The 17,095-nt window shown below is 60.9% G+C and carries 15 protein-coding genes; 5 read left to right on the top strand and 10 right to left on the bottom strand.

From position 1 onward, the window contains the following. Positions 1-2: 2 nt before the first annotated feature. Both GTP23_RS16125 and GTP23_RS16120 read right to left on the bottom strand, forming a co-directional pair. Positions 3-644 (bottom strand): PilN domain-containing protein, encoded by a 642-nt coding sequence (locus tag GTP23_RS16125; protein ID WP_161036054.1) that lies wholly within the window; start codon positions 642-644, stop codon positions 3-5. Beyond that, a complete protein-coding gene (locus GTP23_RS16120; RefSeq protein WP_161036053.1) occupies positions 644-1,720 on the bottom strand; it encodes a pilus assembly protein PilM in 1,077 nt (358 codons plus the stop codon). The genes GTP23_RS16125 and GTP23_RS16120 overlap by 1 nt, the downstream gene beginning before the upstream one ends. A gap of 330 nt (positions 1,721-2,050) precedes the next feature. Here GTP23_RS16120 and GTP23_RS16115 point away from each other — a divergent pair, with 330 nt between their 5' ends. Next, a complete protein-coding gene (locus GTP23_RS16115; protein ID WP_161036052.1) occupies positions 2,051-4,399 on the top strand; it encodes a penicillin-binding protein 1A in 2,349 nt (782 codons plus the stop codon). On the opposite strand, the gene cyaY is transcribed toward GTP23_RS16115, so the two are convergent. Continuing rightward, entirely contained in the window at positions 4,391-4,732 is a 342-nt protein-coding gene (cyaY, locus tag GTP23_RS16110; RefSeq protein WP_155436358.1) for an iron donor protein CyaY, read from the bottom strand. The genes GTP23_RS16115 and cyaY overlap by 9 nt on opposite strands. Before the next feature lie 51 nt (positions 4,733-4,783). On the opposite strand from cyaY, the gene lptM reads away from it, so the two are divergent. Together lptM and lysA are read left to right on the top strand one after the other, a co-directional pair. Beyond that, on the top strand, positions 4,784-4,957 hold the full coding sequence (gene lptM, locus GTP23_RS23085) for an LPS translocon maturation chaperone LptM (RefSeq protein ID WP_443093191.1): 174 nt from the start codon (positions 4,784-4,786) through the stop codon (positions 4,955-4,957). A 5-nt stretch (positions 4,958-4,962) separates the two neighbouring features. Further along, on the top strand, positions 4,963-6,252 hold the full coding sequence (gene lysA, locus GTP23_RS16105; protein ID WP_161036051.1) for a diaminopimelate decarboxylase: 1,290 nt from the start codon (positions 4,963-4,965) through the stop codon (positions 6,250-6,252). Positions 6,253-6,273: 21 nt separating this feature from the next. Here lysA and msrQ read toward each other — a convergent pair whose 3' ends face one another. The 5 genes from msrQ to GTP23_RS16080 form a co-directional block, all read right to left on the bottom strand. Beyond that, the gene (gene msrQ, locus GTP23_RS16100; protein WP_161036050.1) at positions 6,274-6,891 is read right to left on the bottom strand and encodes a protein-methionine-sulfoxide reductase heme-binding subunit MsrQ; all 618 of its coding nucleotides are present in this window, start codon (positions 6,889-6,891) and stop codon (positions 6,274-6,276) included. A 3-nt stretch (positions 6,892-6,894) separates the two neighbouring features. Next, the gene (msrP, locus tag GTP23_RS16095) at positions 6,895-7,872 is read right to left on the bottom strand and encodes a protein-methionine-sulfoxide reductase catalytic subunit MsrP (protein WP_161036049.1); all 978 of its coding nucleotides are present in this window, start codon (positions 7,870-7,872) and stop codon (positions 6,895-6,897) included. 127 nt (positions 7,873-7,999) lie between these two features. Beyond that, a complete protein-coding gene (gene ccsB / locus GTP23_RS16090; RefSeq protein ID WP_161036048.1) occupies positions 8,000-9,154 on the bottom strand; it encodes a c-type cytochrome biogenesis protein CcsB in 1,155 nt (384 codons plus the stop codon). Between the two features lie 40 nt (positions 9,155-9,194). Beyond that, positions 9,195-11,288 (bottom strand): cytochrome c biogenesis protein ResB, encoded by a 2,094-nt coding sequence (locus tag GTP23_RS16085; RefSeq protein ID WP_161036047.1) that lies wholly within the window; start codon positions 11,286-11,288, stop codon positions 9,195-9,197. Between the two features lie 125 nt (positions 11,289-11,413). Further along, entirely contained in the window at positions 11,414-12,091 is a 678-nt protein-coding gene (locus GTP23_RS16080) for a c-type cytochrome (protein ID WP_161036046.1), read from the bottom strand. Positions 12,092-12,231: 140 nt separating this feature from the next. Between GTP23_RS16080 and yihA the strand changes: the two genes are divergently transcribed. Beyond that, complete coding sequence (yihA, locus tag GTP23_RS16075; RefSeq protein WP_229256121.1) at positions 12,232-12,975, top strand: ribosome biogenesis GTP-binding protein YihA/YsxC; 744 nt, start codon at positions 12,232-12,234, stop codon at positions 12,973-12,975. 49 nt (positions 12,976-13,024) lie between these two features. Continuing rightward, on the top strand, positions 13,025-14,041 hold the full coding sequence (gene hemB, locus GTP23_RS16070; protein ID WP_161036045.1) for a porphobilinogen synthase: 1,017 nt from the start codon (positions 13,025-13,027) through the stop codon (positions 14,039-14,041). A gap of 96 nt (positions 14,042-14,137) precedes the next feature. On the opposite strand, the gene GTP23_RS16065 is transcribed toward hemB, so the two are convergent. Together GTP23_RS16065 and GTP23_RS16060 are read right to left on the bottom strand one after the other, a co-directional pair. Continuing rightward, positions 14,138-15,034: a hypothetical protein gene (locus GTP23_RS16065; protein WP_161036044.1), complete on the bottom strand. Its 897-nt coding sequence runs from the start codon at positions 15,032-15,034 to the stop codon at positions 14,138-14,140. 152 nt (positions 15,035-15,186) lie between these two features. Beyond that, positions 15,187-17,070, bottom strand: coding sequence for an FAD/NAD(P)-binding protein (locus GTP23_RS16060; RefSeq protein ID WP_161036043.1), 1,884 nt, complete (start codon positions 17,068-17,070; stop codon positions 15,187-15,189). Positions 17,071-17,095 lie beyond the last annotated feature (25 nt).

The following is a 17,095-nucleotide window of genomic DNA, read 5'->3' as shown; positions in this document are numbered from 1 at the left end:
GTTCAGCGCTCCCCTGCCTTGGCGCTATTGGCGTTAGTGGCGGAATTAGCGGCTTTGGCTTTGCCGCCAGCCGGCGCATCCTGCTCGCGCGGCCGCTTGATGTACACCTGCAGATTAAATTCCACCACCTTGCGCGTGGTCTTGCCCTGACCCAGTCCGGTCGATTTCACTTCGATCAGATCGGGCCGTTCCAGCCACGGCGATACGCCGGCCAGATTGCGCAGCAGTTCCGACACGCGCTCCTGCGATTGCGCATAACCGATCACGGCGACTTTCTGGCCATCCTGCTTGAAACTCTTCAGATACACGCCGGCCGGCGTCTGGCGCACCAGTTCGTCGAGCAGATACACCGGCTGGTTGCGGTCGCCCTGCAGGTCTTCTACGGCCTGCTGGCGCGCCTTCAGCGCTTCGATTTCCTGCTTGAGCGTGGCGATCTCGGCGATCTGTTTATCCAGACCCGATATGGCTTCCTTGATGACCTGATTGCGCGCATTCTGGACCGAGATGCTGCGCGCGTTATAGCCGCCCACCAGCAGCACTACCCCCACGCCGAGGATGCCGCCCAGCGTCAGCAAGGCGAAGAAGGCGGACTTCTTCTGTTTGCGTTTTTCTTCGCGGTGCGGCAGCAGGTTTATGCGTATCATCAGCCGAACCTCCGCAAGGCCAGCCCGCAGGCCACCAGATAGGCTGGCGCCTCGCTGCGCAGCTGCGATTCGCGCACGGCGGAGCCCAGCTGCATGCCCTGGAAGGGCGAGATTACATTGCAGGCTATGCGGGTGCGGCTAGTGACCAGTTCCAGCAGGCCGGGCAACACGGCGCAGCCGCCGGCCAGATACAGCTGGTCGATGCGCGTGTACGGCGTCGAGGTGTAGAAGAACTGGATGGCGCGCGTCACTTCCATGGCGGCGCTTTCGAGGAAGGGCATCAGCACATCGACGTGATAGCCGTCCGGCAGATCGCCCGAGCGCTTGCGTGCCTCGGCTTCATCGAAGGACAGGCCGTAGTTGCGCACGATCTCCTGCGTCAGCAGCTGGCCGCCGAAAGGCTGTTCGCGTTCGTACACGGTCACGCCGTCGAGCAGCACGGAAATCTGCGTCACCTGCGCGCCGATCTGGAACAGCGCCACGATCTGGCCTGCGCCACCTTCGGGCAGCTGGGCCGTGATGCGGTCCAGCGCAGCACGCGCGGCATACGATTCGATATCCATCACGGTAGGTTTCAGGCCCGACGCTTCGGCGATGGCCACCCGGTCTTCGACTTTCTCGCGCCGCGCCGCCGCCAGCATGACTTCGATATCTTCCGGACCGCTGGCCGCAGGACCGATCACATCGAAATCCAGACTCACTTCATCGAGCGCAAACGGAATGTACTGGCTGGCTTCGGATTCCACCTGCACTTCCAGCTGGTCTTCTTCCAGCCCGGCAGGCAGTACGATCTTCTTGGTGATCACGGCAGCCGAGGGCATGCCCAGCGCCACCAGACGGGCGCGCGTGCCGCTCTTCTTCCACAGCCGGCGCAGCGCATCGACCACCTGTTCCAGATTCTCGATATTGCCATCGACCACAGCGCCACGCGGCAGCGCTTCGCTGGCATAGCGCTCGAGCCGGTAGCCGTCCTTGCCGGCCTGCCCCAGTTCCACCATGCGGATGCTGGAGGTACTGATATCCACCCCGGCCAGCGGCGGGTTACCCTGACCCAGCAGGCTCTTGAAATCGATCATGAGGCCACCTCCCCGTTATTCGCACGAGGCTGCCGCCGACCCAACATTTGTTGTGTTTGCATAAAGGAACTCGTTTGAAAACCAGTATTTAGATGGGGAAGGTAAGACCGTACATTAATTCCTGTCAATTTAAGTGTAAAGGTATTTCTTCTGCGCACAATTGCATATTTGTACCCCTTATGCCACATTTTTGTGCGTCGCTGTAGAAGCAAAAACAATTCAGTTGTTTTATTGCTCACTGGAAATATTTTCCACTATCAGGCGCGAAGTGCCGCCAGCATTGGCGCTCGCTTATAATGGCCCGCACACGCCACCAAGAGAATGCATTGCATGAGTACATCTTCAAATTCTTCGCCTCCGGACGCAACAAATTCGGTAAAACAGGGTAAACCTGCAACACGTTTCCTGATGCAGGCCGCTTTTGCCGTGGCCGGACTGGGTCTGGGCGGAATTTTGCTGGTGGTATTCGGGCTGGCCATGGCCTACCCCAATCTGCCCGAACTCGATACGCTGACCGACTACCGGCCCAAGATGCCGCTGCGGATATTCTCGGCCGATAATGTGCTGATCGGCGAGTTCGGCGAAGAGCGCCGCAACCTCGTGCACATCCGCGAGATTCCCGATGTGATGAAGAAGGCCGTGCTGGCCATCGAAGACGACCGTTTCTATGAACACGGCGGCGTGGATTACACCGGCATCCTGCGTGCGGCCGTGCACAACGCCACAGGCGGCGCCAAACAGGGGGCATCCACCATTACCCAGCAGGTGGCGCGTAACTTCTTCCTGTCCAGCGAACAGACGCTCAAGCGCAAGCTGTACGAGATGCTGCTGGCATGGAAGATCGAAAAGAATCTGAGCAAGGACCAGATTCTTGAGGTGTATATGAACCAGATCTATCTGGGCCAGCGCGCCTACGGCTTCTCCTCGGCCGCCCAGATCTATTTCGGCAAATCGCTCAAGGAGCTGACGGTGGCGGAAGCGGCCATGCTGGCCGGCCTGCCGAAAGCGCCATCGGCCTACAACCCTGTGGTCAACCCGAAGCGGGCGCGCACGCGCCAGCAGTACATCCTGCAGCGCATGCACGAACTGGGCTACATCACCGACAAGCAGTTCGAAGCTGCCAAGGCCGAGCAGCTCAAGGTCAAGACCGATAGCAGCGAATTCGGCGTGCATGCCGAATACGTGGCCGAGATGGCACGCCAGCTGGTGTACGAACAGTTCAAGGAAGACACCTATACGCGCGGCCTGAACGTGTTCACCACCATTACCAAGGCCGATCAGGATGCCGCCTATCTGGCGCTGCGCAAAGGCGTGATGGACTACGAGAAGCGCCACGCCTACCGCGGTCCGGAAGCCTATATCGACATCCCGCAGAACAAGGAAGAGGCGGACGACGCCATCGAAACGGAACTGGCCGACCATCCTGATAGCGACGACATCATCGCGGCCATGGTGCTGGCGGCCACGCCGCAGCAGATCACGGCCGTCACTGCTACCGGCGAAGAAATCAAGATCACGGGGCCGGGACTGGAAATGGGCCGCTCGTGGCTGTCCGACAAGGCCGCACCGAACAAGCGCATCCGCCGTGGTGCCGTGATCCGCGTGATGCAGGAAGGGAAAGACTGGCTGGTCACCCAGATGCCGGAAATCGAATCGGCCTTCGTCGCGGCCGACACCCACGATGGCGCCATCAAGGCCATGGTGGGCGGCTTCGATTACAACCGCAGCAAATTCAATCACGTCACGCAGGCATGGCGCCAGCCCGGTTCTTCGTTCAAACCCTTCATCTACTCCGCTTCGCTGGAGCGCGGCCTATCGCCCGCTACCATCATCAACGATGCGCCGATTTCCTTCGATGCCGGCCAGACAGGCGGACAGGCTTGGGAGCCGAAGAACTACGACGGCAAGTATGAAGGGCCGATGACCATGCGTAAAGGCTTAACCAAGTCCAAGAACATGATCTCTATCCGCATCCTGCACCGCATAGGCGCCAAATACGGGCAGGAGTACAGCACCCGCTTCGGCTTCGACGCCGACAAGAACCCGCCCTATCTGACGCTGGCTCTGGGTGCCGGCAACGTGACGCCGCTGCAGATGGCCGGCGCCTACGCGGTGTTTGCCAACGGTGGCTACAAGGTCAACCCTTACCTGATTTCGCGCGTGACGGATGCCAACGGCAAAGTGCTGTCGCAAGCCCGTCCCGACAAGGCTGGCGACGAAGCCAACCGCGTAATCGACGAGCGTAATGCCTTCCTGATGGACAGCATGCTGAAAGACGTGGTGCGCTTCGGTACGGCCACCAAGGCGCTGGTGCTGAAGCGCCCTGACCTGTCGGGCAAGACGGGCACCACCAATGATTCCATCGACGCGTGGTTTGCCGGCTATCAGCCGCATCTGGTAGGGGTGGCGTGGATAGGTTACGACCAGCCTAAAAATCTGGGTAACCGCGAAACGGGGGGTGGTCTGGCCCTGCCGATCTGGATCAGCTATATGCAGAAGGCGCTGAAGAATATCCCTATCGAGGAACGTGCGGTGCCGGAAGGCGTGATGCTGATCGGCGACGAGTACTACTATGCGGAGAACCCGCCCGGCACGGGCGTGCCGAATATCGATGGGGGCAGCCGCGTGACCCCGGCCGATGAAAAGGCCAGGGACGCGGTGAAGAACGAATTATTCTGAGCAGCCTTCCAGACACACAGGCGCACCACCCTGCGCGCTGACCATTTCGGACAGCGCGCTGAAGAGTTCGCTGTCGTCACGCGTGTTGTGCCATTTGCCGTCGCGCATACGGTAGTGGTAGCCGCCGGAACGGGAAGCGACCCACATCTCCTGCATGGCGGCCTGACTGTTGACGATGATCTTGGAACCATTGTCGATAAACTCGATTTCCAGCACGTTGCCACTGCGGCTGCACTCGACGTCTATCATGCCTTCGTCGTTCAATTCATCGAGGGCCAGTGCAATCCGGCTCAAGGTGGCGTCGGCCTGCGCCAGGAATTCTGATTCGCCCATGCTACACTCCATGTTTAAGCAATTAATCTAACCTTCAAGCGTGATTCTATCGTGAAGTCCAGTTTCCGTTTTGTTATTGGCATGGCTACCCTGTGCCTGACCGTCTTGCTGAGCGCGTGCGGCCAACCCGGCCCGCTGTATCTGCCCAAGATTCCGCCCGCCAAGCCAGCCAAGAGCGGTGATGCGGCAGCGGCACCGACTCCCCCTACCGCCCCTCAACAGTAAAGCTTATGTCGCAATTCTCTTCGCATTTTTCCTACGTGAATGGCGTGCTGCACGCTGAAGGCGTGTCGCTGGCCACCGTGGCCGAGCAGTTCGGCACCCCGACCTACGTCTATTCCAAGGCAGCCCTGCTGGCCAATTTCGCTTCCTACGCCGATGCCTGCGCCGGCCGCGATGCGCTGGTGTGCTATGCCATGAAGGCCAACTCGAATCTGGCCATCCTCGACCTGCTGGCCCGTCAGGGTGCCGGCTTCGACATCGTTTCGGGCGGCGAACTGCTGCGCGTGCTGGCTGCCGGTGGCGACCCGCGCAAAGTGATTTTCTCGGGCGTAGGCAAGAGCGTGGCCGAGATGCAACTGGCGCTGACCCACGACATCCTGTGCTTCAACGTGGAATCCATCCCCGAACTGCACCGTCTGAACGAAGTAGCGGGTGCCATGGGCAAGACTGCGCGCATCTCGCTGCGCGTCAACCCTAACGTGGATGCCAAGACCCACCCTTACATCGCCACCGGCCTGAAGGCCAACAAGTTCGGCGTAGCCTTCGACGATGCGCTGGCAACCTATCGTACGGCTGCCAAGCTGCCGCATCTGGAAGTGACCGGCATCGATTGCCACATCGGCTCGCAGTTGCTGGACGACGCGCCGCTGCTGGAAGCGCTGGACCGCCTGATCGAGCTGATCGACCAGCTCGGCAGCGAAGGCATCGTTCTGCGCCACCTCGACATCGGTGGCGGCATCGGCATCCAGTACGGCGAAGCGGGCGAAGCCGACCCTGTGCCAGTAGGCGACTATCTGGGCCGTCTGTTTGCCCGTATCGACGCATGGCGCGCAGAGCGCCACGCCGGTGTACCGATCAAGGTCATTTTCGAACCGGGCCGCTCCATCGTGGGCGACACAGGCGTGCTGCTGACCCGCGTGGAATACCTCAAGCACGGCGAAGAAAAGAACTTCTGCATCGTCGATGCGGCCATGAACGATATGTCGCGCCCTACCCTGTATCAGGCGTGGATGGATATGCAGCCCGTGGTGCAGGGCCAGAGCGAGGCCCAGACCTACGACGTGGTGGGCCCGATCTGCGAATCGGGCGACTGGCTGGCACGTGACCGTGCACTGGCCGTACAGGCCGGCGATCTGCTGGTGATGCACTGCGCCGGCGCCTACGGCATGACTATGTCCTCCAACTACAACACGCGTGGCCGCGCTGCCGAAGTCATCGTTGACGGCAGCGCCAGCTGCGAAGTGCGCAAGCGCGAAAATCCGGCCGACCTGTACGCGCTGGAATCGCGTCTGGCCTAAGCCGGCCAGCGGTCTGCTGTTTCAGGCAAGTCTGGGCGCTTTGCCCAGCTTGCCTTTAAGACGGAACAGCAGCAGACCGCCCAGTATCACACCGAACAGGATGGGCTGGCCCAGCAGGTGCTTGCCCGCCTTCATCCACCAGAAGTGCAGCACGGCCAGCGGCGCAATCACATAGATCAGCTGGTGCAGCCGCTGCCATGCCTTGCCGCCCAGCCGGCGCATCATGCCGTTGGTGCTCGTCACAGCCAGTGGTATCAGCAGCACGAAGGCGATAAAGCCCACCGTGATAAACGGCCGCTTGAGCACATCTTTCCACATTTCCTGCACGTCGAAGAAATGATCGAACCACAGGAAGGTGAGGAAGTGCAGCAGGCCGTAGAAGAACACATACAGCCCCGCCATGCGGCGCAGCTTGATCAGCCAGTTCCAGCCCGTCAGGCGGCGCACCGGCGTAATCGCCAGCGTGATGGTGAGCAGGTAGAGCGTCCAGTCACCCGTACCGCGCGTGATGAATTCCAGCGGTTCCACCAGTTGCCCCGTAACGGTCAGCACCACCATGCGCGCAAGGGGAAGCAGCGCCAGCACAAACAGTACACCCTTTAGCCAGCCGAGCTGGCGCGCAGTCAGTTGCAGAGCCATGGTTTAGTAGAACTTCTTCAGGTCCATGCCTGCGTACAGCGGTGCCACGTCGGCATAGCCGTTGAACATCAGGGTCTTGCGTTTGCGCGCGAGGAAGCCGTCTTCACCGATGCGGCGCTCGGAGGCCTGCGACCAGCGCGGGTGATCCACCTCGGGATTCACATTCGAATAAAAGCCGTACTCGTTGGGTGCCGATAGATTCCACGAGGTGCGCGGCTGTTCGCGCACGAAGCGGATCTTGACGATGGACTTGGCCGATTTGAAGCCGTATTTCCACGGCAGCACCATGCGCACGGGCGCTCCGTTCTGGTTGGGCAGCACTTCGCCATACATGCCCAAGGTCAGCAGCGCCAGCGGATGCGCCGCTTCGTCGATGCGCAGGCCTTCCGTGTAAGGCCAGTCCAGCACGCGGCTGCCTACGCCGGGCATCTGCTTTTTGTCGGCCAGCGAAATGAATTCCACGTATTTGGCGTTGCTGGTCGGCTCGACCTTTTTCATGAGCTCGGAGAAGGAATAGCCCACCCACGGGATCACCATCGACCAGCCTTCCACGCAGCGCAAACGGTACACGCGCTCTTCCAGCGGCGCCAGTTTCAGCAGGCTGTCCAGATCGAGCGTCACGGGCTTTTTCACTTCGCCCTCGATGCTGACCGTCCACGGATGAGTTTTCAGCGTGCCCGCATACATGGCCGGCTCGCTCTTGTCGGTGCCGAATTCGTAGAAGTTGTTGTAGCTCGTCGCGTCCTTGTAGGGCGTGGGCTTGTCCAGCGCCGAATACGAGGGATTGAGCTTGCCCGCCAGTTTGGGGCGCACGCCTTGCGCAAAAGCTTCGCGCTGGGCCATTTCCATCAGGGCAGCGCTGCCGATGGCACCGACGGCCAGCTGACGGATGAAGTCGCGCCGACCTTCGTAGACGGCGCGCGGGGTGATTTCCGAGGAAAACGGCAGTTCGATGCCGTTCGGACTACGTTTGATCAACATGCTGGCTCCTGTGGTATCCAAGGTATTTACTAAGAACTAAGACTGCGCTCACTGTCAGTCTTCAACCTTAGTCGCGCGGCAAAACGCAACCTTACACCATTCTTCGCCAGCCGTTATTAGGCCCCTATTAAAGCTTGCCGTAGGAGTGCAGACCGGACAGGAACATGTTGACGCCAAGGAAAGCAAAGGTCGTCACCAGCAGGCCCACCAGTGCCCACCATGCAGCCGGACGGCCACGCAGGCCCGTCATCAAACGCATATGCAGCCACGCTGCGTAGTTGAGCCACACGATCAGCGCCCAGGTTTCTTTCGGGTCCCACGACCAGTAGCCGCCCCAGGCTTCCGCCGCCCACAGCGCACCGAGAATGGTGGCGATGGTGAAGAAGGCGAAACCGGCCGAAATGGCTTTGTACATCACGTCATCCAGCACTTCGGCCGACGGCAGACGGTCGACCAGATAGCCGGAAGTTTTTAGCAGATAGGCAGCAGCCACCATGGCAGCCAGCGAGAAGTTGCCATAGCCGATGAAGTTGGCCGGTACGTGGATTTTCATCCACCAGCTTTGCAGGGCCGGCAGCAGCGGCTGGATTTCGGCCGCGTCGCGGGTGTTGGTGTACCAGAACAGGAAGGCAATGGCCGCCGTGATGACGAGCGTGACGAAGGCGCCCATCTGGCTGGTGGCGTAACGCTGTTCGAAGTACAGGTAGAACATGGCCGTGATCAGGGCGAACAGCACGAACACTTCGTACAGATTGGAGACGGGGATGTGGCCCACGTCCGTGCCGATCAGGTAGGACTCGTACCAGCGCACCATCATGCCCGTCAGGCCCAGTATGACGGCAGCCCAGCACAGCTTGTTACCGATGCTGAAAGCGACGGTCGAACGGCCCAGCATGCCCACCCAGTAGAACAGCGTGGACAGGATGAACATCATGCTCATCCACAGAATCGCCGACTGGCTCGACAGCATCATGCGCAGCCAGAATTTCTTGGTACCGTTGTCGAGCACGCCGCCGTACATGGCGATGGCGCCCAGCGACAGCAGCGCCACCAGCGGCATCAGCCAGCGCGCCGGTTTCCAGTGCCAGCCCAGCGCCGCAAACGTGGGTGCCGCAGCCAGCAGGATGCCCTGCTCGTAGATGTCCATATACTGGCCGTAGCGGTTCAGGCCGAACAGCGAGGCGGCCACCAGTGCCAGGCCGAATACCCAGTCCAGCAGCGTCAGGCGTTTGAAATAGCCGGGCGCTTGTGTGTAGGTCTGGCTCGATTGGGTCAGTTCCATCTTCTTTCTCCGTCCCTGCCGGTCAACGTGGCTAAAAAGCTCACGCCGATTGCGGCAGTTTTTCTTTCAGGTTCTCAAATTCGCGTTCAAAGTCCAGTGTTTTGCGCTGGGTACTCATGGCCATCAGGGCTTCGGCGCCATCGGCATGGTCGGTAATCCATATCCACAGGCGACGCTCGCGGATGTAGAACATGGAGAATACACCGATCACGAGGAACAAACAGCCCAGATAGACGACATTTTTGCCGGGCGAGCGGGTTACCTGGAAGACCGAGGCTTGCACCTGAGTGAAGTCATCAAGTTGCAGATAGATAGGCGCGCCGTAGAAATAGCCGTCCGACAGGGCGTTGGTGGCCAGTTGCAGGAAGCGCGCATGGTTCTGGTCCGGCGTGGCGGGGGCCAGACCATCCTGAGCGCGCGCCACCTGCCACAGTTCCCACAGGGTGCCGTTGAGGATCTTCATGAACACATCGGCGGCTTTTTCCTGCTCGGCTGCCGGAATCTTCTCGAGGAAGCGCGAGATGGCCACAAAGCCGCCCACTTTGCCGTCACCGGCGAAGATGGACAGGCTCTTGTCGGCCGAAGCCTGCAGCTGCTGCTGGATCTGCTGGGCGTTGGCCGATTGGGGCGCCGCACGGCGCGCATAGCGCTGGGCCGCTTCCATGCGCAGGGCCGGGGAATTCAGCGCAGCGCGCAGACGCATCCAGTCCTTCAGGCCGTGCTCGTCGTCGGCCGGTATGCGCAGATAGGTGAAGGGATCGGACGGGCTGTTACGCATGCCGGCCAGATACATGGTGGCGCCATCGATCTGGATGGGCTGCATATAGTTCTGGTACTCGCGTGCCTGACCGTTCTTGTCGCGCAGCTTGTAGGTAAAGCTGGGGCCGACGTTCTTCATGTCCTTGTTGTTGGCATTGCGCGCTGCCGAACCCGTGTGCTTGTCCAGTGTGGCGCTCAGTTGCTGCTCCAGACTTTCTCCCTTGGCCACGGCGCGCGGGTCTTGCGTATTGCCCATGTTTTCCACGTTGAAGGCGCGGAAACCGGTCCACTCCACCGTGTAGGCATCGCCCAGCGGAGTGGAAGTGCCCACTTCGCCATTCAGGGCAAAGGTGGTGCTGCTGCCTCCGGCCATGGGAAAGCCTGTCAGTTTCAGTTTACTACCACCATCGTCGAAGCTGGACTGGTAGATGGCCAGCCCTTTGAAGATCAGCGGCTTGTTGACTTCGATGACAGCATTGACCTTTTCGCCACTGACGTTGTCGCGCACTTCCACTTCGGAAGCGAACAGCTTGGGCATGCCCGTGGTGTAGAAATCGACGGTGAATTTTTTCAGCGAAATGGTGATCGGCAGATCCTGTATCAGCACGCCATCGGGACGGTTCAGAATCGCGCTGTCGCTGGTGGCGCCTTCCGGCACCAGCGTATTGCCACGGAAACTAGGATTGGAGGTGCTCAGGCGGCTCTGCGCCGGCACGTTGGCGATCAGGCCCGAGCCATTGAAGGGCACTTTGCCGGCGAACCATTCCTGCGCGCGGATAGGCATGTCCGAATCGAGCAGGCCGCCGATACAGATGACGACGATGGCCGAGTGGGCGAAGATGTAGCCGAACTTGTTACCGGCGCCCCGTTTGGCAGCGACCAGCGTGCCGCCATCGCGCTCCACGGTTTTCACGGCATAACCGGCATCGGCCAGCCGCGCCGCGCTCTGCTGGGCCAGCGCCGTGCGTGCCAGCGGCGCACGCCATTGCATCTTGTGGTGGAAGTTCAGCAGCGAGCTAGCGCGCACATTCTCGCGCCAGCTGCGCATATCGCGCAGCATCTTGGGCGTATTGCGTATGATGCACAGCGTGGTGGACGTCACCAGCATGCCCATCAGCAGCAAGAACCACCAGGCCGAATACACGGCATATAGGCCCAGCTTGCGGAACACTTCGAACCAGAACGGACCGAACTGGTTGATGTAGTTATTGGTCGCCTCGTTCTGCTTCATCACCGTGCCGACCACGGCCGCAATGGCAATCATGGCCAGCAAAGCGATCGCAAAGCGCATCGAAGAAATGAGCTCGATCAATTCGCCGATCAGGGGACGACGGGTTTTTACGGCAATACCGGAAGTGCTGGGGCTGCTGCTCATGCTAGGAAAGGTTTCTCGAAAAATGTGCTGACGGCAGCATAACAACAAAAAGGGCAGCCCGCTTACGCTGCCGCCCTTTTTTTATGGCCATGCGGTCCCGCCCGAGAGCGGGGCCGAGGTGGTGATTACTTCAAGCCGGCGACGTAGTCAGCCACGGCTTTCATTTCGTCTTCCGTCATGCGCTTGGCAATGGTGGTCATCTGCGGGCTGTTTTTACGGCCATCAGCTTTGAACAGACCCAGCTGAGCTACCGTGTAGTCCTGATGCTGTCCAGCCAGACGCGGGTATTGCACAGGGATGCCGGCACCGGTGGCGCCGTGGCAGCTGGCGCAGGCTGGCACGTTCTTCTCGGCGATACCGCCGCGATAGATCTTCTTGCCGATTTCTACCGTGTCCTTGTTCTTGGCGGCGTTAGGCTTGGAAGCCTGGGCTGCCAGATAGGTGGCGATGTCCAGCTTTTCCTGATCGGTCAGCATTTTGGCGTAGGTGGTCATCACCGGCTGGTTACGCTCAGGGGTGGTGAAGTTCACCAGCTGCTTGTTCAGGTAGCCGGCGCTCTGGCCTGCCAGTTTAGGATTGACCGTGATGGTCGAGTTGCCGCCTTCACCGTGGCACGATACGCAGGCTGGCAGACCGCGGGCAGCGTCGCCGCTACCGAACAGGGTGCTACCCTTGGCAGCATCGCCCTTCAGTGCCGCAGGTTCTGCGTGCGCTGGTTTTTTGTCTTCAGCGTGGGCAGTTGCGCTCACAGCCAGCACGGCCACCAGCAGGGATTTTACAAACGGTGAAAACGCACGATTCATTCAGGCACCCTCAAAAAAGTTTGGTCGCAAGCTAGACTAACACCAAGGCCACAGGCTGGGTTAGCGCCGCTTCGTAACTACTCATTGTACAATAGCTTTCCAGCATATTTGCTCCCTTTTGTTGCATTTCCCCCATTCCCATGTCCAAACTCTGGCAAGCCCGCTTCTTCACGACCGTCAACCAATTGCGCGAATTACCCGACACCAAAGTGCCGGAAATCGCCTTTGCGGGTCGCTCCAACGCCGGTAAATCGACCGCCATTAACATCCTGTGCAACCAGAAAGGTCTGGCCTTCGCATCCAAGACACCGGGCCGCACCCAGCATATTAACTACTTCTCCATCGGTGGCGCCCATGTGGCACAGCACCGTAAAGACCCCACCATCGTGGACGAGATCGAGTGCCTGCTGGTCGACCTGCCCGGCTACGGTTATGCCGAGGTTTCCGGCTCGGCAAAATTACACTGGCAACGACTGCTCGGTGACTATGTGCAGCGCCGTGAACAATTGGCCGCCTTGATCCTGATCATGGATTCGCGCCGCCCGTTCACGGAACTTGATGTACAGATGCTCGAATGGTTCGCCCCGACAGGCAAGCCTATCCATTGCATTTTGACCAAGGTTGATAAACTCAACCGGAATGAAATGGTCAATGTGCTGCGTCAGGCCAAGGCCAAACTGGAAAGCTATGTGGATGAAGACGGCGAAGGATTCCCGTTCACCGTGCAGCTGTTCTCGGCCCTGAAACGGGTAGGCATAGACGAAGCCAATGACAAGATCCTCGAACTGGCCGGCCTAAGCGACGAGACCGACCCAGATGCAATGCCCGGCAGCGGCGCAGACGACACGCCTGCTGACGCTGCCCCGCCTGTCCCCGAAGTTTAAGTTAGCCCACTATTAAGTTTGCCCCTTAATCCAGCAAGGAAGTAGCGCAATGACTCATCCACACGTTTCTGCCCAGTTTCCCAATGTCCGTATGCGCCGTATGCGCCGTGACCCGTTCTCGCGCGCGCTGATGCGTGAAAACAATGTGACGGCCTCGGACCTGATCTATCCCGTGTTTATTCTCGAAGGCACGCAGCAGCGCGAGCCGGTCGCTTCGATGCCGGGCGTGGAGCGGGTATCGATAGACCTGCTGCTGGAAGTGGCGGCCGAGTGCGTCGCGCTGGGTATTCCCGTGCTGGCCCTGTTCCCCGTCATCGAGAGCAGCAAGAAAACCCCGGACGGTGTGGAAGCCACCAATCCGGACGGTCTGATGCCGCGCGCCGTGCGTGCCTTGAAGCAGGCCCATCCTGAACTGGGCATCCTGACCGATATCGCGCTCGACCCTTACACCAGCCACGGTCAGGATGGCCTGATCGATGAAAACGGCTATGTGATCAACGACGTCACCACCGACATGCTGGTGCGTCAGGCACTGTGCCATGCCGCAGCAGGCGTCGATGTGGTGGCACCGTCGGACATGATGGATGGCCGTATCGGCGCCGTGCGCGCTGCGCTGGAAGCCCATGGCTACATCCACACCCGCATCATGGCTTACTCGGCCAAATACGCTTCGGCCTTCTACGGCCCGTTCCGCGATGCCGTGGGTTCGGCCAAAAATCTGGGCAAGAGCGACAAGAACACCTACCAGATGGACCCGGCCAACAGCGACGAAGCGCTGCGCGAAGTGGGCCTCGATCTGGCCGAAGGCGCCGATATGGTGATGGTCAAACCCGGCATGCCGTATCTGGACGTGGTACGCCGCGTGAAAGATGAATTCAAGGTGCCGACCTTTGCCTATCAGGTCAGCGGTGAATACGCCATGCTCAAGGCCGCAGCCCTGAACGGCTGGCTCGATCACGACAAGGTGATGATGGAATCCATGCTGGCCTTCAAGCGCGCAGGCGCCAACGGCGTGCTGACCTACTTCGCGCTCGACATCGCCCGTCTGCTCAAAGCACAAGGCTAAGCCGTAGCGCACTGCCGGCGCAGTGTGCGTGCACAAAAAAACCAACGGCCGGCCAGTCATGCAGACTGGCCGGCCGTTGTCATAGAGCCCTGCGCTTTAGCGCCCCGAGCCGCGCGTATATTCGGGGAACATTTCCTTGAGCAGGAAGGCGATCAGTTCCTTCTCGTCTTCCTTGCGCGCACTCAGCGTGATCACCTTGCCCAGACGGCGCGACTCCCACGGGAAATCGCCCTGCTTCTCCTTGCGGATCACCTTGATCATTTCCTTGACCACGGCCGTTTCGATGTCCTGCTCGGCGCCCTGCTCGACGTGAACCTGCTGCAGCCAGTTGCGCTTGAAGTTGGTATTCCAGCCACGGAACTTCACTTCCGCGCTGTGGTAGCTCTTCTCGACCGAGAAGATACCGCCCGTATCATCGCGGTCGCCACCGGCCGAACGGCCTTGCGCGCCAGCGATATTGGCTTTGGCGATACGCAGCGCGCGTTCGTTTTCCGATTCCGCCGGTGCCGGTGGCGCCGGTTGCGGGTTATTGGCTTCGCGCGCGGCTCGGCGCTTGGCGATCATTTCCGACATATCCTGTTCCGGCGGCGGCGTCATGGTGGCCTGCACGGGCGGCACATAGGTTTCCAGCTTGGGCTTGCTGGCGGCCGGCGTATCGCGCTGGGTAATCTGTTTCGGTGGCGGCGGCGTTTTGGCTGCCTTGGCCACTTCGATTTTCTTCGGCTGCGGCTGCTTCGGGCTCTTGTCCTTGGTCGGTGCGATGTAGACCATCACCCCGCCCTTGGGCGGCGCCGCATGCTTGCGTTCAGGCGCAGGCGCGAGGAAGTAGTACAGCACGCCCAGCAAGTGCAGGGCAATGGAGATGCCGATACCGATGCGGTTGGGCTTGTTTTCGTTCTCCCACGTACCGTAGCCGACCGAGGCCGGCAGGCGTTGTCCGCATGCTTCGCAATACTCAGAACGCGCAGTGTGGATGTGAGGATCGTGATGCAAAATAACAAACCTTGAAGGGGAGCGACGACAAAAGTGCGGCCATAGTGCCAGAGTCGCGCTGTTTTGGGAACCAGTGCACGAGCAGACGATGCCCGCCATGCTAGCGCTGCTAGCTTACAAGTTCCCGGCCTTGAAGGATGTTACCGTATGTATCAGCCGGCGTTACAAACTGCCCCATTCTGGTGCTGCGGCAGCAATTGCTGAGCCATTGCCAGCACGCAGCGCTCGGCATCCTGCACCACGCGTGAAACTAGCCCCGGCCTCGGTAGAGCATGGGTGTAGTAGTGCGCGCCCTCGACGGGGAAGCCCAGCGCCCACAGACGCGGGCAGGCCTGCCCTTGCCGGTCTAGCAACTGGCTGGCACCATCGATGTCCAGCCCGCCCGGGTGGAAATCGCCATTCCGGTAGGGCCGCGCCAGCCCTCGTACCAGCATATTACGGATGAGTAAGGATGTTGTCTGGAAGGGAAAAAACCCCGCCAGCCGCGCCACCACCAGCACATCCACGCCCTGCCTGACCCAGCCGCTGGCCAGCGGCGTGCACAGCTGGAAACGGGCGCTGGCAGCATCCGTTTCGATATGGCAGCCGGGGCCGGCCAGCCACTGCACTACCCCCGCCTCCATCAGCGCCAGCAGTTGCTGGTTGCGCCGCAGCGGCGGGCCGTAGGCCATGCGGTTGATGGCCGGATGGTAGCGCTGCAGGAACTGGCGGTGCGAGACCGGCGTCAGGCCGCCGAATTCCAGCGCCGCCTGCAGGGTGGCGCGACAGTCGCGCAGCACGTCCAGCGCGGCCTTGCAGGCATTGCCCAGATTGCCCTGCTGGGCTGCCGCCAGATCACGCAGCAGCCAGTCGTGCACATAGTGGCGGAACTGCCCCAGCGTGGCGAAGCGGCGCTGCTGCAGCGGGAACAGCCAGCGCATGATCTGGGCCGCATCGCCGGCCGTCAGCACGAAACGTTGCGGATCGAGCGCATGACCGGCCAACGTGCTGCGGTACACCCAGGCCATTTCGCGCTGCAGTAGCGGCAGCACATCTCGCTCGAAATCGAGCTGCGGGCTGCCGTCGCGCAACTGGGCGCGGGCACGCAGGGCGGCCAGTGCCTGCGGGGTGAAATACTGGGCCGCGTGGCGGCCAGCCAGCCCTTTCTGGTTCAGGCCGCGCGCCGCTGCTGGCAGACACAGGCGCGAGCACAGCGTCAAACGTGGTTCGTCGCCGGACGGCAGGTAGCGCAAGCCCGCCCCTTGGCTGGCACCATGCGGCAGATAGCGCCCGCCCCGCCCCAGCGTCAGCTCGGCCAGCACATCGTGGGCGCACAAGCCCAGCCCCTGTATGGCTACCTGCGTGCCGGCAGCTATCTGCTGCAACTGGGTAGAAGGATACAGTTCGCGCACCAGCGCCAGCTGGGGATTGCGTGCGCCCTGCTGACGCACAAAGCCTTCCAGCTCATCCTGCTCGGGGTCGGGCTGCTGGCGGTCATGTCCCGTGGTGATAAACACGAAGCTGCTGCGCACCACGGTGCCACTGTCCAGCATGATGGCCCACTGGCCATCAGCCTGCAGGGTCAGATCGCAGGCACTGGCGCTGTGCTGCTGCAGTGTAACGCAGGCGGGCAAGGCCGCAATCAGCTGGGCATATGCCCAGCACAGATAGGCGCCCAGCAAACCGCGCGGCAGATAATCGCCATCGCTGATGCTGCTGCCAGCAGCATGGCCGCTATCACAGTGCGTGGCATAGGCACCGTCATCGCAGCGGCGATAGCCCTGCTGGCGCGCCCATTCCGTCAGGCTGGGGGTTGGGCAGATAGCGGAGTAGCGCACACTGCCGTGCAGCGGAAACAGCGTGACCTGACTGGCCAGCGTATTGATCAGCAGATGGCGTGACTGGTCGGGATCGTGCACGCCGGCGCCGCACGGGCCCGGCTCTATCACGCTGATGTCGAGCGCCAGCCCCGTATGGCCGCACAGCGCTGCCAGCCGTTCCAGCACACTCAGGCCGCGTGGCCCCATGCCGATGATGGCGACACTGTAGCGCTGCATGGGCGACCGTCCTTTCTCATAGTCA

Source organism: Duganella fentianensis (genome assembly GCF_009857835.1).
In the GTDB taxonomy this organism is placed as follows: domain Bacteria; phylum Pseudomonadota; class Gammaproteobacteria; order Burkholderiales; family Burkholderiaceae_D; genus Rugamonas; species Rugamonas fentianensis.
This window is presented reverse-complemented; position numbering and strand designations above follow the sequence as displayed.

Coding starts and splice junctions, on each gene's coding strand:
- GTP23_RS16120 (WP_161036053.1), bottom strand. CDS start 1,720: ATGATCGATTTCAAGAGCCTGCTGGGTCAGGGTAACCCGCCGCTGGCC.
- yihA (WP_229256121.1), top strand. CDS start 12,232: ATGTCCAAACTCTGGCAAGCCCGCTTCTTCACGACCGTCAACCAATTG.
- msrP (WP_161036049.1), bottom strand. CDS start 7,872: ATGTTGATCAAACGTAGTCCGAACGGCATCGAACTGCCGTTTTCCTCG.
- hemB (WP_161036045.1), top strand. CDS start 13,025: ATGACTCATCCACACGTTTCTGCCCAGTTTCCCAATGTCCGTATGCGC.
- GTP23_RS16125 (WP_161036054.1), bottom strand. CDS start 644: ATGATACGCATAAACCTGCTGCCGCACCGCGAAGAAAAACGCAAACAG.
- msrQ (WP_161036050.1), bottom strand. CDS start 6,891: ATGGCTCTGCAACTGACTGCGCGCCAGCTCGGCTGGCTAAAGGGTGTA.
- GTP23_RS16115 (WP_161036052.1), top strand. CDS start 2,051: ATGAGTACATCTTCAAATTCTTCGCCTCCGGACGCAACAAATTCGGTA.
- ccsB (WP_161036048.1), bottom strand. CDS start 9,154: ATGGAACTGACCCAATCGAGCCAGACCTACACACAAGCGCCCGGCTAT.
- lysA (WP_161036051.1), top strand. CDS start 4,963: ATGTCGCAATTCTCTTCGCATTTTTCCTACGTGAATGGCGTGCTGCAC.
- cyaY (WP_155436358.1), bottom strand. CDS start 4,732: ATGGGCGAATCAGAATTCCTGGCGCAGGCCGACGCCACCTTGAGCCGG.
- GTP23_RS16080 (WP_161036046.1), bottom strand. CDS start 12,091: ATGAATCGTGCGTTTTCACCGTTTGTAAAATCCCTGCTGGTGGCCGTG.
- GTP23_RS16085 (WP_161036047.1), bottom strand. CDS start 11,288: ATGAGCAGCAGCCCCAGCACTTCCGGTATTGCCGTAAAAACCCGTCGT.
- GTP23_RS16060 (WP_161036043.1), bottom strand. CDS start 17,070: ATGCAGCGCTACAGTGTCGCCATCATCGGCATGGGGCCACGCGGCCTG.